Origin of the sequence: Holdemanella sp. MSK.7.32, assembly GCF_024460475.1 — a bacterium.
Lineage (GTDB): Bacteria > Bacillota_I > Bacilli_A > Erysipelotrichales > Erysipelotrichaceae > Holdemanella.
This window is the reverse complement of record NZ_JANFYN010000051.1, coordinates 1-14,487: the sequence shown is the minus strand read 5'-3', so window position 1 is coordinate 14,487 and position 14,487 is coordinate 1. Positions and strand designations below refer to the sequence as shown.

General features: G+C 33.8%; 13 protein-coding genes and 1 pseudogene. 1 reads left to right on the top strand and 13 read right to left on the bottom strand.

The annotated features are described in order from the left end of the window. Positions 1 to 85: 85 nt before the first annotated feature. From NE544_RS10310 to NE544_RS10295, 4 genes are all read right to left on the bottom strand, one after another. A complete protein-coding gene (locus NE544_RS10310) occupies positions 86 to 607 on the bottom strand; it encodes a GrdB-related putative oxidoreductase (RefSeq protein WP_256269272.1) in 522 nt (173 codons plus the stop codon). 18 nt (positions 608 to 625) lie between these two features. Then, entirely contained in the window at positions 626 to 1,981 is a 1,356-nt protein-coding gene (locus NE544_RS10305; protein ID WP_256269271.1) for a PTS sugar transporter subunit IIC, read from the bottom strand. A gap of 83 nt (positions 1,982 to 2,064) precedes the next feature. Beyond that, entirely contained in the window at positions 2,065 to 2,649 is a 585-nt protein-coding gene (locus NE544_RS10300) for an RDD family protein (protein WP_256269270.1), read from the bottom strand. Between the two features lie 15 nt (positions 2,650 to 2,664). Beyond that, positions 2,665 to 4,572: a BglG family transcription antiterminator gene (locus tag NE544_RS10295; RefSeq protein WP_256269269.1), complete on the bottom strand. Its 1,908-nt coding sequence runs from the start codon at positions 4,570 to 4,572 to the stop codon at positions 2,665 to 2,667. A gap of 150 nt (positions 4,573 to 4,722) precedes the next feature. On the opposite strand from NE544_RS10295, the gene NE544_RS10290 reads away from it, so the two are divergent. Then, the gene (locus tag NE544_RS10290; protein WP_256269268.1) at positions 4,723 to 5,604 is read left to right on the top strand and encodes a YitT family protein; all 882 of its coding nucleotides are present in this window, start codon (positions 4,723 to 4,725) and stop codon (positions 5,602 to 5,604) included. A 17-nt stretch (positions 5,605 to 5,621) separates the two neighbouring features. Here the strand turns inward: NE544_RS10290 and NE544_RS10285 are convergent, their stop codons facing one another. The 9 genes and pseudogenes from NE544_RS10285 to NE544_RS10245 all read right to left on the bottom strand — a co-directional run. Next, the gene (locus tag NE544_RS10285) at positions 5,622 to 6,284 is read right to left on the bottom strand and encodes an MmcQ/YjbR family DNA-binding protein (RefSeq protein ID WP_256269267.1); all 663 of its coding nucleotides are present in this window, start codon (positions 6,282 to 6,284) and stop codon (positions 5,622 to 5,624) included. Further along, a complete protein-coding gene (locus tag NE544_RS10280) occupies positions 6,271 to 6,936 on the bottom strand; it encodes a nitroreductase family protein (protein ID WP_256269266.1) in 666 nt (221 codons plus the stop codon). The genes NE544_RS10285 and NE544_RS10280 overlap by 14 nt, the downstream gene beginning before the upstream one ends. Positions 6,937 to 6,945: 9 nt before the next feature. Then, positions 6,946 to 7,833, bottom strand: coding sequence for a hypothetical protein (locus NE544_RS10275; protein WP_256269265.1), 888 nt, complete (start codon positions 7,831 to 7,833; stop codon positions 6,946 to 6,948). 77 nt (positions 7,834 to 7,910) lie between these two features. Then, a protein-coding gene (gene prfB, locus NE544_RS10270) for a peptide chain release factor 2 (RefSeq protein ID WP_227992352.1) occupies positions 7,911 to 9,012 on the bottom strand; the annotation gives its coding sequence in 2 pieces (ribosomal slippage) (positions 7,911 to 8,939 and positions 8,941 to 9,012; 1,101 coding nt in all). Further along, positions 9,012 to 11,408 (bottom strand): preprotein translocase subunit SecA, encoded by a 2,397-nt coding sequence (secA, locus tag NE544_RS10265; RefSeq protein WP_256269264.1) that lies wholly within the window; start codon positions 11,406 to 11,408, stop codon positions 9,012 to 9,014. Before secA ends, prfB begins: the two co-directional genes overlap by 1 nt. A gap of 98 nt (positions 11,409 to 11,506) precedes the next feature. Further along, positions 11,507 to 11,983: an S-ribosylhomocysteine lyase gene (locus NE544_RS10260; RefSeq protein ID WP_117926241.1), complete on the bottom strand. Its 477-nt coding sequence runs from the start codon at positions 11,981 to 11,983 to the stop codon at positions 11,507 to 11,509. After that, entirely contained in the window at positions 11,971 to 12,957 is a 987-nt protein-coding gene (locus NE544_RS10255) for an A/G-specific adenine glycosylase (protein ID WP_256269263.1), read from the bottom strand. The genes NE544_RS10260 and NE544_RS10255 overlap by 13 nt, the downstream gene beginning before the upstream one ends. 20 nt (positions 12,958 to 12,977) lie before the next feature. After that, positions 12,978 to 13,940, bottom strand: coding sequence for a type I phosphomannose isomerase catalytic subunit (locus NE544_RS10250; protein ID WP_118114562.1), 963 nt, complete (start codon positions 13,938 to 13,940; stop codon positions 12,978 to 12,980). Positions 13,941 to 14,204: 264 nt separating this feature from the next. Continuing rightward, positions 14,205 to 14,487: pseudogene (locus tag NE544_RS10245) on the bottom strand (hypothetical protein); the annotation flags it as partial.

Sequence of the window (14,487 nt, the reverse complement as noted above, 5' to 3'; positions counted from 1 at the left end):
AACAGTTGATAATCGGTGATTGATTATCAACTATAAGCACGACTGCCTGTCGTACAGAAAACCAGCTCAATCGAGCTGGTCATTATTAATAAGCATGTTTTTCTAAGAATTCAGCAGTATCTTTTTTGTCGACTAACATTTTAGCGTATTCACACATAGCGCTTAATGATTCATTCAATCCGATTCCACCTTTTTTAGGCATTTTTAAAATTGTAACTTTATCTTTGTATGTTTCAATAGCCTTTTCACACTCTTGTGACATGATCGCAAAAGCAGGAATATTCGTTAGTTCTGAAATTGCTTCAGCTGATTTAGCAGCCATGATACCATAATTTGCATAGTTGAAACATGGTCCACAGATAACTACATCTGGATTAAATTTTTTTGCCATAGCCGCAAACTTCTTTGCGTTAAGTTCTGGGTCAGCTAAAAAAGTACCGTCTCCACAATATAAAGTAGCGATGACTTTCCCTCCTTGTTGATCCAAGAATCGAGTAAACATTTCACAAGAACCAATTCCCATTGCTTTTCCGCCCATAGGTAAATCAGGACTTTCTTTTCCTCCTAAACCAGCTTGTGTCTGGTCAAAAATCATCATAACTTTCATTGTGTTATCCTCCTAATCTTATAGATTATCTAAATCTAAATCGTCAAATGAGATATCGTCTTCTTCGCTTGACTCATTTGCAGCAGCAGCTTCTTCTGATAAATATTTTTTATCTAATGTTTTAATGAATGGATAATAAATCATCATTCCTAATACCAACAAGAAGATTTGCCATACACTTGCTCTCCAAGATCCTGTAGACAACCATCCTGAGAACCCAATTGGAGTTGTCCATGGTAAGTTTACACCTGTTGTACGTGGAATAATACCCCATAATGTTGCGAAATATGATAGGATCAAGTTCATCATTGGAACTAAAATAAATGGAATCGCAATAACTGGGTTTAATACAACTGGTAAACCGAAGATAATTGGTTCGTTGATTCCAAAGAATCCTGGAACGATAGATAATTTTCCTAATTGTTTAATACGTTCAGACTTACATACTGTAACCATCAAAATTACTAATGATAGAGTCGATCCTCCACCACCGAAGTTACAGAAGAAGTTACTGAATGGGTTTGTGAAGATATATGGTAATGCTTTACCAGCTTCGAATGCGATTAATTGTTTTGCAGTTAATACGTTACCAATGAAGAATACTGAGTTACATACAGCTGGTCCGTTGATACCAAAGAACCAGAAGAAAGTACACATGAATGAATATAATGCGTTAGCTCCTAATGTATCTCCTAAACCTTCCAATGGTGTTTGTAGAATGGCTACTACGAAATCTTGGAAGTATCCAAATTCTGTAAATGAGAAACCAATACGTACTAAGAATGCAGCTCCCATAACTAGAGCACTTGGCACTAATGCAGCGAATGAATCTGCAACTGCAGGAGGTACACCTTTAGGCATTTTAATTGTCCATCCCTTTTTATAAGCGAAGGCAAATAACCATACTCCAAGAGTCGCACAAATCAAGGCCATGAAGATTCCGTTTGGTCCGATATAATCAAAATCTAAACCTGCGAAAACAGCATCTTTAACAACTTCACCTGAATCTCTAACAGCTGTGTGAATTGTTGGCATTAAAATAAAATAAGAAACCAATGCAACGGCAGCACCTTGAATTTTGTCTGCTTTAAATTCTCTTGCCATCGCATATCCTGTACCTAATGCAGTTAATAAACCTGTACAGTTAAATGATGCACGAGATACCGCCTTGAACCAGTCTGTCCAACCTGCACCAAGTACTGATGATACTGCAGCATCCCATCCTGGAATTGGGAAGTTTGCGATCAACAAGAAGATTGAGCCAACAATTAATAATGGTGTAGAAATCAAGAAACCATCACGAATTGCGATTAACACTCGGTTTTTAGTTAGAACATCTGCCATAGGCATTAAAATTTTTTCTAGCTTGTCCATAAACACTCTCCTTTATTAGCTATCTTTACTTTATCACAGCTATTGATAATGAATTCACTAAATGTTTTCCTACATCTAGGAAATTACTTTTCCGTACCTGCCACACTAATAATATGTGTATTCGCAATACGGTCATGAATCATTTTTCTTGATGGGCTTGCCATACCCATTAAAATAGAAACAGCACTAATAATTCCAAATACATATACCGCCATATCCATAATTGGAATGCCTGTAACGATTTGAATCAATTGACGCAAATAACTTGAACTATTCGCAATATAGCCTTCAACGATCATGATTCCTAGTCCTTCGCGCATTAAAATTGTTTTAAAATCTACATCCGATTCATCGTTTTTCACAACCTTTAATTTCATAATGCGTTTACCAAAGGTTTGTCCTTTATATACATACAGTTCAAGAATCACAAAATATCCTAAATAGAATACAATCGCCAACAAAGCTACCAAAATATTGTATGGGGCCGGAATTTTAGATAAGTCTTGCGATACGGAAGTTGTATGATTTACAATGCTTCCAATTAAGACAATAGGGATTCCGGCAAACATTGTTGCCACATACCAATCAATCAGATAGGCAACGCCTCTATAAAAACTATTTACTGAACTTTTCTTCAGTTTTACTCCATAACGATGTGTTTTATCCATATTTGCACAACCTTTCTATTCGATTATTTTTGATATAAATTCTTCATAGCTTTGACTTTCTAATAAAGCCACAAAATGATTTGCGTTATTGATCATACTGCTTAACCAATCAAAGAACATAACCAAAGTATCTTTGTATACTTCATTAATTGCCAGTAACATAACCATCTTCACTTCAAATTCTCCCCATTTGATTGGTTTTTCTAAAAACGCAACAGAAATCGAAGATCGAAAACTTGCCACATTCAATGAGTGTGGTACCGCAAATGAATACACAAAACTTGTGGATGCCATTTTTTCTCTTTGAAGAACTGATTTTTTAAACGCATCATCACTGTAACCAAGTTTTTTCAAGTGGTCACACATATATTCAATTGTTTCGTCTGGTGTTTCTGTTTTTAAATTCAAATGGAAAGTTTCAGGTTCAATCAAATCAATGATTTGAGCTTTAAACTCATTTTGAAATCTCTTTTTATCCAACGCATTTAACGTTTGGAAAATACGACTCTCATCTTCTGTTGTGATAAACACAGAAATTTGAACCGTTGGAATATCTAAATTATGTTGTAGTGGTGACGTTGTTAGAATCAAATCTGGATCTAATTCTTTTATTGTCTTTTCTTCAAAATAACTCACACTTTGAATCACATCCATGCGTTCGTTAAATAAGAAATCCACTTTCTTAAGTAAAATATCACCAAAAGCCTGATCCACAGGATAAATCATAATGGCTTTATAATGTTGATGATTATGCGTTCTTTCATAGGCAGCACCTAAATGAAGAGCCAAAAAGCCTAGCTCATTTTCAGAAATATCGATTCCTAATTCTTCATTTAAAATCTCACCAACACGAATAGACAATTCAAAAACTAATGGGTACTTTTTCTTCAATTCTTGAAGATACATATTATCGATATGAATATTTTTATTCTTTCTTTCAACCAACCCTTGCAAATGTAGTGCGATACCAGAACGTAAATCTACATCTTTTGAAAAGTCTATATCATAGTCTGTTTTAATAGATTCGATAATTTGCGAAACCAATTCATTCACATTGTAGCCATGTTTACTATAAGCAGAAACTAAATCATTTTGAAGGTTCATTGAATTTTTGCCCATCAATAATAAGGCCAATAATTCAACTTCGTTTTCATTGATATCAATACGCACAATTTTAGATACACGATTAAAGAATTCTTTGGCAATCTGATATTCTTTTGTGTTTTCAAGATCTGTTCCACGACTTGTTTTGATGTAATTGTGGTGCAACATCCTTTCAATCGCCACACCAATATGTATCATCAACATAGGAATTGCCATTTCACGAATGCGATAATTATATTCTTTTAAAATATTTTCCATGATATCTTTGACTTTTAATAAATCAAAACCTTTAAACATACTCGAAAGCTTATTTAGGTTCAAGAAATTTCCTTGTGTCTCTTCCGTAAGTAAATCTTTATAGAGTTTGCGCATTTCATCTTCGCTACCCTCTAAATGAATGTGATTTTTAGAGCGAATCAATTTTAAATCGTTATAATTCTCTAATATTTTCTTAATTCTTTTGATGTCATTATCAATTGAATAACCACTAATAAACACTTGATCTTGCAGATCCATCAAGTTTAATTCTTTTTTCTCAAACAATAACACACGTATAATATACACACATCTTTCTTGAGGTGTTTGAGGTATTATAAATTTTTGTGCTGTAGGCAATGTAACATTGATTTCATCTCGAATATGATATCCACTTCGTAAGTTGGATTCAATAATTGGCTGTTCATAATAGCGATTGATCGCATCGATATCACTACGAATTGTTCGATCCGATACTTGCATAAGCTTAGAGATTTCTTTTCCTGTCATCCACGCCTTTGTATCATTCAACAATAGAACAATTTTCTCTTGTCTTTTATTCACTTTTAGTACACCCCCATATTTATATTTTATATAATTTTTCCTCTTTATTAACATGCATTTTTTCCTAATATTAGGAAATTTCCTAGTACAAGGAAGGAAGCTTCAAAGAATTAAAAATCTTTTCCAATATAATTATCCATGGTGATTCGCATGACAAAAGAAATTCGACATTTTTCAAAAAACAAAAACCTACACTTAATACTTTCTATTATCATGACCATATTAAGTGCTTTTATTCAAGTATATGTAATTCAAGTCTTTATGAATCCGTGCAATTTATTGTCTAGTGGATTTACCGGAGTTGCGATATTAATGCATAAAATCTGTAATTTATTTAACATCCATTTTTCTATTTCATTAGGAATTCTTATGTTAAATATTCCGGCAGCATTAATATGTTATAAATCTGTTTCAAAACGATTTGTATTCTTGAGTTGCCTACAGTTTGGACTTGTATCATTCTTTTTAAATATTTTCTCTTTTACTCCCTTCTTTGATGATCTAGTCCTAAACGTATTATTTGGTGGATTCTTATATGGAATTGGTATTACACTCGCTTTAAAGGCAGATGGATCTACTGGCGGTACAGACTTTATAGCCCTGTACATTTCTAATAAGATTCATAAAAGCTTGTGGGATTATGTCTTTATTTTTAATACGATTATTTTAATTATTTTCGGTCTTTTCTTTGGATGGGTACATGCGGGATATTCAATTATCTTCCAATTTATTTCAACCCAAACTATTTCTCGTTTCTATCACAGATATGCCCAGATTACTGTTGAAATCACAACCGAAAATCCAGACATTATCACAAAGGCTTATACAGAAAACTTCAAACATGGTATGAGTGTTATTGATGCGTATGGGGCTTACAGTAATAAGAAATTCTATATTTGTAAAACAGTTATTTCGAGCTATGAAGAAGCTGATGTGATTGATTGTGTATTAAATGTAGCGCCAAATGTCATCATTAACTCATATAAGACGAATCATTTTTATGGCAAGTTTTATCATCAGCCAATTGGCTAAAAAGTATGAAAGACGCATTATTTGCGTCTTTTCTTTTTTGTTAAATTGTAACTTTTTGAAACCAATTCCATAATTAATGAATCAGATAATGTATCATCTAAAGCCAAAGATATCCAACTCTTGTGATTCATGTGATAAGCCGGATAAATTCCATCAATATCATAGTGTTCTTCACTTTTTAGATTCATAATGTTTACCATACGGGTATTTCCATCTTTTAAAAGAGCATCTAACGAAACATACATAATAAGGGAAAACCATTTTCGAGTATCTAAATGGCGAAATACACCATTATCATCATTCCATGGAAAATCTGGTTTTACTCCATAAGTTTGAAAAATCCGATTCGTAATGCGATTCGCTTGATCATTCGCAAAGAATACGTCTGTACAACATATATCCGCAATTCGTTTTAATATGGATTTGTATGCTTCACGAACTTTACAAACATACTCTCCATCAAAGGACTCAATGCGTAGTGGCATATATTCTTCATTACTGAAATTATCAATGACTTTACCTTTTAAAACATCCGATATTTCAATAACAGCTTTAAAATCTCCATCCATAAAATCTTCTGAATAAATATATGTGTTATTCTCAAAACAAAACCCAAATTCTTTCAATTTTTCAAAATCAAATTTCTTTTTTAAAAAGATTTCATCTTCAATTCGTATCATATGAACTCCATTCAAAATTTTCTTTTCCTGCACCAAGCTCAAAAAAATATTTTCCTATTCCTAAATCGACTTTTGATAAAATTCCACTTTTTACTTTAAAGCTCACTTTATTACCCACACCACTCACTATATATGGTTGTCTATTTAAAGCACTTGGTGCCAATAATAAAGCTTTGATACCCGCGTTAAACCAATCTGGAACTACTCCTTGGTAATGGCTAATTTGATCAGCTGTCTTTGATTTGTGCGGTACACCCTGTGTTTTTCCATATCCAATCACAATGACACCATTGACTCTAACATCTTTATCATCTAAATGTTTAAGAGCATTCTTACCATTAAACATGCCTCCACACCACCATGTATTTAGCCCAAGGCTTTGGGCATACAAAATTAAGTCAGCACCACAATAGCCTATCTTTTCATCTAAACTTGAACATTCTTTGCCTGCAAGAATGATATAGTTTTGTACTGTATTATTCGACATAATTTTAGCCAAACTAGAAATACCATCTGAGTTGTTCATCACGAGTTTCAATGTCAAATCATACAATTTATTATTTTGTTCAATACGTGCATTTAATAAACTTACTAAATCAACATCTAACGGTTTATCTAAATATTTACGTACCGTATGTCTTTTTTCTATCATGTGAACCTCCTAAAATAAGTCTAGCATCGCATCTAAATACATTTCTTCACGCACGTGGATTTGGTACTGCGGTTTTACCATGTAGTAAAGAATAAATTCCAACAACAGAGCATTTCCTAAGTCTCTTCCTTCGATTTTAAAATTTGAATATCCCATAGGAACATAAATATTTAAAATGTCATCTAAACTAATAAATGCAAGACTTTCCATGACTCTAGAAAAGCGATAGCCTTCATTCGAATAAGGCGCCTTACATATATGATCCATACAATCAATGCCTAGATTTTGTCTAGAAACCGATTTATAACATTCCTTACGATCTTTACATCCATACCAGCAGCATTCATTACATAGAAATTCTACCTTTGGTTTATATGATTCAGAAAGTGAATTTAACTTTTCTAATTGTTTATTCAATCGAAAATCAGGGACTACATACGTAAAGTCTGGATTTTCTACTTCCTTTTTAAAATCATTAAAATCTGTTAATACTTTAGTGGTAGAAGATACGTAATATAAATTTGGATATTTAGATTTCAAATATTCCATCAATATATCCGAATGAATAATAATTCCATTATTTAAATCTAAATTCAACAATCGACATAATTCATTGCATTTTATATCAGATAAATGTTTTTCTTCTATTAAAGAATTACTAAATGTAAGACGAGCTGATATATTATATTTCTTCATTAAATCTAACACTTTTTTTGGATCATGATCTTCATAACTGATGCGTCCACCAGACCATATACAATTAGATGGTGAGCCATAGATAGAGCCAATCTTGCACCAGTCATAGAAGTATTCTGGTTTATTTTTAAACAGGGGCAAAAACTTTTTATAAAATTCATAGAATTCAAATAAGCCCGGTAAATGATAATATACATTCATATTTTTAACCTCTTGATAAGAGTATTTTACACTTTTATGAGCGAATATAGAAAAAAATCCAACCTTTCGATTGGATTTTATTGGATCTGTGATTTTAAATACGCAAAGATGAATTCATCAAGATCTCCATCTAATACAGATTGAACTTGACTTGTTTCATATCCTGTACGAACATCTTTGACTAAGCTATATGGATGCATGACATAGCTTCGAATTTGGCTACCCCATTCATTGGCAGATTGTACACCTTTGATTTGAGCAATCTTCTTTTCTTGTTCTTCAATTTCTAATTGATATAAACGAGATTTTAAGACACGCAAACATTCTTCTCTATTTTCATGCTGACTACGACCATTTTGACATGTCGCTACAATACCCGTTGGCTTATGTACCATACGTACGGCACTATCCGTTTTATTGATATGCTGTCCTCCAGCACCTGAAGCACGTTTTGTTTCTACAATTAAATCTTCTGGCTTGATGTCAATTTCAATTTCATCATTGAATTGAGGCATAACATCTAAACTCGCAAATGAAGTATGTCTTCTAGCTCCTGAATCAAATGGCGAAATACGAACTAAACGATGTACTCCCTTTTCTGACTTCAGATAGCCATAAGCCTTATCTCCTTCGACAAGGAAAGTTACACTTTTAATACCTGCCTCATCCCCTGGTAAATAATCTAGAACAGTTACTTTAAAGCCATGTTTTTCAGCATATCTTGTATACATACGATATAACATACTTGCCCAGTCACAAGATTCGGTTCCACCAGCTCCAGGGTGAATTTCAAGAATCGCATTATTCTGGTCATATTCATGACTTAATAAAACTTGGATTTCAAAATTCTCGAATTTTTTATCCATATCCGCATATTCTTCTTCGGCAATCATCATCAGTTCTTCATCAAATTCAGACTTTAATTCATCAGCCGTATCATTTAATGAAGTCAATTGTAAATCTAATTCTTCATAACGATCCACAATATCTTTTAATGCATTTTTTGCACGAATCACTTGTTGAGCTTTTTTTTGATCTTGCCAGAAATCTGGTTCTAAAGTTTGTTTATCATACTCTTCGATTTGTTTATTTTTACTAGATAAGTCAAAGTGACTCACCTAAAGAATGTAATTTCTCTAGGTGAGTACTCACTCCTTGTTTCAATTCATATAGTTCCATTAAGCTGCATGCTCCTTACGAATACGAACCTTTAATAAGAAGAATGTGATTTCACGATCAATTCTTTGATTCATTTCTTCAAACATATCGAATCCTTCTTGTACATATTGTTGTAGAGGGTTGTTTTGTGCATAAGAACGCAAATAGATACCACTACGCAATTTGTCCATCATATCAATGTGGTTGATCCAGTTACGGTCAATATTACGTAATACAACTGTCTTTTCAAAAGGCAAGAATTGACGCTTAACATCTTTGATTTCAGCTTCATATTCATTCCAAATTTTATTTACACAATATTCTTTAACTTCATCATAAGACTTTCCTTCAAGTTCACTTGCACGAATCGCCTTATCTTCAGCCATACCCATCATTTCAATGGATTTAACAACACCAGCAACATCGATTGTTTGTTTCTTTTGATCCGATAAATTAGCTTGTAAAGTTTGTTCAATTGTTTTTTCAAATACAACACGAACCATATCATGCACTTCATCTGCCTCTAAAATACGATTGCGCTGTGCATAAATAATTTCACGTTGACGACGTAATACATCATCATAATCTAACAATTGTTTACGCATATCGAAGTTATATCCTTCAACACGTTTTTGAGCCATTGTGATTGATTTTGTAACTGCCTTTGATTCAATTTGTTCGTCACCCATTTTTTCAAATAGCTTTTGTAGCTTGTCGCCACCAAAACGAACCATCAATGAATCTTCTAAAGATACATAGAAACGTGAGAATCCAGGATCTCCTTGACGACCAGAACGTCCACGTAACTGGTTATCAATACGACGAGATTCATGTCTTTCACTACCCAATACAGCTAAACCACCTAATTTACGTGATTCTTCTGTTAATTTAATGTCGGTACCACGACCAGCCATGTTTGTCGCAATTGTAACTGATTTTGGGCGACCCGCCTTTGCGATGATTTCTGCTTCACGAGCATGGTTTTTCGCATTTAATACTTCATGAGGAATGTGTTCCTTATTTAATAATTGTGAAATAACCTCACTTGTTTCTACCGCAATCGTACCAACTAGAACTGGTTGTCCTGTTTCATACAAACGTTTTACTTCACGTACCAATGCAGCATATTTATCTTTTTTATGTGCATAGATTTCATCAGGAAGATCCTTACGAGCTACTGGACGGTTTGTAGGAATAACAACAACTTTCATATTGTAAGTTGATAAGAATTCTTCTTCTTCAGTTTTTGCGGTACCCGTCATACCAGCCAATTTTTCATATAGACGGAAGAAGTTCTGGTATGTGATTGTCGCCAAAGTCGAAGTTTCTTCTTTGATTGGAACCCCTTCTTTAGCTTCAATAGCTTGGTGTAAACCATCTGAATATGCACGTCCTGGCATCATACGACCTGTAAATTGATCAACGATAACAATTTCTTTTTCATCACTAACTACATATTCAACTTCACGCATCATGATGTAGTTTGCCTTTAAAGCCTGGTTAATGTGGTGAACAAGTTGAGTGTGTTCAATATCGTAAAGGTTTTTGATCTTAAAGAATTTTTCTGCCTTATGAACACCATCTTCACTCAACATGATCTGACGTGTCTTTTCATCAATATCATAATCTCCAGAAATCAAAGTTTTTTCATGAGTAAACTTATCTGTTTCATATTCTGGAGCTATTAAAGTCTTCACAAAACGATCCGACTGAATGTATAAATTTGCGGTTTGTTTTTTACCACCCGAAATAATCAATGGTGTACGACTCTCATCAATTAATACAGAGTCAACTTCATCGATTACAGCCATGTGAAGTCCACGCATTACACGATCTTCAACCTCTGTAACCATGTTGTCACGCAAGTAATCAAATCCAAGTTCTGAGTTTGTTGTATATGTAATATCACATGCATACGCATCACGTTTTTCTCTTGGTTTTAAATCACGTGTATTTACACCAACAGTTAAACCTAAGAAACGATAAATTTCGCCCATCCAGGCAGCATCACGACCAGCCAAATATTCATTGACTGTGATTACATGAACACCTTGACCTGCAAGTGCATTCAAATATACACACATTGTAGCTGTTAAAGTTTTACCTTCACCAGTCTTCATTTCTGAGATATCACCTTTGTGCATCGCAATCGAACCCATAATCTGAACTTTATAAGGTTTTTCGTTGATTACACGATAAGCAGCTTCTCTAGCTGTTGCGAACGCTTCAGGAAGAAGATCATCTACTGTTTCTCCATTCGCAATTCTTTTTCTATATTCATCTGTTTTTGCACGCAACTCATCATCAGATAGTGCCTGCATTTCTGGTTCATATTTTAATACTTGATCTGCAATCTTTTCTAATGCAGATAATTCACGTTGTTCTTCTGAAAATAATTTTCCAAAAATTCCTGCCATAATATAAGTTCTCCTTTTAAAGACTATACTATATTTTAACATAGAAACGACACGATAAATAGGGCAACTCAAATAAAAAAAGAGAATTTCACATTCTCTTACACAATTTTTCTTTCGAATGGGTCGCAACTCATTCCCTTCTCTAAAATTTCTTTTGCCCATTCCTTAGCACCAAATAAAGAATGATCTTTGTAGTTACCACACTCTTTTTCTTCTGTACCCGGAACATCTTCCCATTCTGTAGTTGTGATTAGCTCTAAAGCTTCTTTTACGGCAATCGCAACATCTTTGCTTGAATGTTTTCCCCATGCTAAAAGGTGAAATCCTGTACGACATCCAAATGGTGAACAATCTAAATACCCAGTAATCCTAGGGCGAAGATATAATGCGAACAAATGTTCTAAAGTATGCATAACTCCGGTTGGTATCTCTTGTCGATTCGGTTGACATAAGCGAACATCAAAATTTGATACAATATCTCCGTTGGGCCCTTTTTCTTCACTTATCAAACGCACATAAGGCGCTTTTACTTTAGTATGATCTAAAGTAAAACTTTCAATTTCTACTTTTTCCATAAATACTCCTCTACTTGTTTCATAAACGGCATAAACGCACTTGGTAATGCGATATGCTCTTCTATTTCTTCAATTGTTTTATAATTTGAATCTTCCCTGTCTACTATACACAACGTCGCATCCATATGCCACTCTACATGTGAAAAAATATGTATATAAGGTTTTAATTCAATACTTTCTATAATATGTTCTGGTTTCGTTTCATCAAAGCCATAAAGTCCTGCTAACAAACCGGTATCCGCTCTTTTTACAACATGAACCTTATTTTGATGTATCCAAACATACACATGTTTATACTCGATTTTACGTGCACTTTTCTTTGGCTTATAAGGCAAAGAAGCAGGATCTGAAGCTTCGCAATATTTTTTGATTGGACAAATATCACACCTTGGACTTTTGGGAATACAAATAAGTGCTCCAAGTTCCATCAACGCTTGATTATAGTAAGAAATCTCTTCTTTTGAAGGAAGACTTTCATCTACTAACATTTCAATCTGTTTCTTCACACTCGTCTTGGTAACATCCTCACAAATATCATACAACCTAGAAAATACACGAATCACATTCCCATCGACTGCACTTACTCTTTGTCCATACGCAATGGAAGCTATGGCACCTGCCGTGTATGGGCCAATTCCTGGTAATTTTAATAATTCTTCTTTTGTGCAAGGTAATTTTCCATTGTGTTTTTCAACACATTCTATGGCACATTTCTTTATATTTTTACACCGCGAATAATAACCTAATCCTTGCCATAACTTATTTAGCTTTTCATCATCACACTTTGCGACACTCTCAATATCCGGTAACAGCTGTATCCACCTTTTAAAATATGGAAGCATAGCCTCAATACGAGTTTGTTGGGCCATGATTTCACTGATCCATATTTCATAAGGATCTTTCTTTAAGCGAAATTCTAAAGGACGATGATTTTTAATATACCAGTCTATTAAATCTTTTTGAAATTCTTTCATAACTAAAAAGATGCAGGGGATTAAACCCTGCTATAGATCCATTGGCATTTTCCTGTGATTTTTACATCACCACTATTCGCATCAATAAATACAGAATCTCCTTTATTTACCTCTAAAGTTGTACCATCATTTTCAATTGTCGCATTACCCTCAATCAACAAGATAGAACCAAAACTTTCATCATCAACATGAAGCGTTGTTGTGCCATTCAATGTAGACTCATATGTAGTAAAGTATTCGCAAGTTGCTAAACGTACAGTATCACAATCCCCATTCTTTTCTTCAGGACCACATGGTTTAAAATCAGATTCAATCGGACTTAGATTTGAAACATCAATCGCCTTTTGAATATGTAATTCACGAGGTTTACCATCTTTTCCAACACGACCAAAATCATAAACACGATATGTTGTATTTGAGTTTTGTTGGATCTCACAAATCTGAATTCCTGCACCAATCGCATGAATTGTACCAGATTTTATAAAGAAAACATCTCCCTTATGTACTGGAACCGCTTTTAACACGTCTAATAAAGTATTATCATGAATTCGACGCTCAAATTCTTCTTTAGTAATTTCTTTATTTACACCAAAATATAAAAATGAATCTGGTTCACAATCTAAGATATACCACATTTCAGTCTTACCATATTCATGTTCAACACGAAGCGCATATTCATTATCTGGATGAACCTGAATTGATAATGGTTGTTTGGCATCAATAAATTTAATTAAGATTGGAAAAAACTCAAATGTGTTTCCCTTCGTTCCTAAAACACTCTTTCCTTTTTTCTCCAAATATTCAGGGAAAGACAAACCTTCATATTCCCCACTAGCTACAATACTTGGACCATCTGGATGCACAGACAATTCCCAGCTCTCCGCAACTGGATCCATATCTGTTTTTTTACCATAGTTTTCTTTTAGTTTAGTACCACCCCAAAGGTAGTCTTTAAATGCAGGAGTTAGTTTAACAATTGACATTTTATGTACCTCACTTCTAGTTCTATTATAGTTAGTTATTCATATAATGTCTACTTCTTCACACTTCTTAAAACAACGTCTACATCAAGACTAAATATCATTATCTAAATGATATCAATCCTGCATATATCTATATTTTTTTAACTTATCAAGAAGATGGATGCGAAATCCACATCCATCTATTAAACTCTATTTTTAAAGTCATTCTAGAAATCTCAAAGATTTGTTCTAGCGTCTAAATGTTCTTCACACATTTAACTACACCTAAGCTTTCATCAACAGCCTTTCAATCGACTCTTCACTTACCGAGAAGATGGATGCGATACTTGAAATACTGAATCCTTTGTCTACCATTGTTTGATACATTTCTTTACGATTATTCTCGCTGCCTTGTTCAATGCCTTGTTCGATTCCTTTTCTTATCCCTTCAGCTTCCCATTCCTTTGACTTTACTTCTAGCCATCTCTTTTCAGCTTCACACATTTCAATCTTCTCCTTTTCCTCTAATTCTTCTAAATCCAACCATTCTACATCCGTTAATGTCTTA

What these genes read in the sequence shown, in the direction of transcription:
- NE544_RS10310 (WP_256269272.1), bottom strand. Translation starts at nt 607, where the DNA reads ATGAAAGTTATGATGATTTTTGACCAGACACAAGCTGGTTTAGGAGGA.
- NE544_RS10305 (WP_256269271.1), bottom strand. Translation starts at nt 1,981, where the DNA reads ATGGACAAGCTAGAAAAAATTTTAATGCCTATGGCAGATGTTCTAACT.
- NE544_RS10300 (WP_256269270.1), bottom strand. Translation starts at nt 2,649, where the DNA reads ATGGATAAAACACATCGTTATGGAGTAAAACTGAAGAAAAGTTCAGTA.
- NE544_RS10290 (WP_256269268.1), top strand. Translation starts at nt 4,723, where the DNA reads ATGACAAAAGAAATTCGACATTTTTCAAAAAACAAAAACCTACACTTA.
- NE544_RS10285 (WP_256269267.1), bottom strand. Translation starts at nt 6,284, where the DNA reads ATGATACGAATTGAAGATGAAATCTTTTTAAAAAAGAAATTTGATTTT.
- NE544_RS10280 (WP_256269266.1), bottom strand. Translation starts at nt 6,936, where the DNA reads ATGATAGAAAAAAGACATACGGTACGTAAATATTTAGATAAACCGTTA.
- NE544_RS10275 (WP_256269265.1), bottom strand. Translation starts at nt 7,833, where the DNA reads ATGAATGTATATTATCATTTACCGGGCTTATTTGAATTCTATGAATTT.
- secA (WP_256269264.1), bottom strand. Translation starts at nt 11,408, where the DNA reads ATGGCAGGAATTTTTGGAAAATTATTTTCAGAAGAACAACGTGAATTA.
- NE544_RS10260 (WP_117926241.1), bottom strand. Translation starts at nt 11,983, where the DNA reads ATGGAAAAAGTAGAAATTGAAAGTTTTACTTTAGATCATACTAAAGTA.
- NE544_RS10255 (WP_256269263.1), bottom strand. Translation starts at nt 12,957, where the DNA reads ATGAAAGAATTTCAAAAAGATTTAATAGACTGGTATATTAAAAATCAT.
- NE544_RS10250 (WP_118114562.1), bottom strand. Translation starts at nt 13,940, where the DNA reads ATGTCAATTGTTAAACTAACTCCTGCATTTAAAGACTACCTTTGGGGT.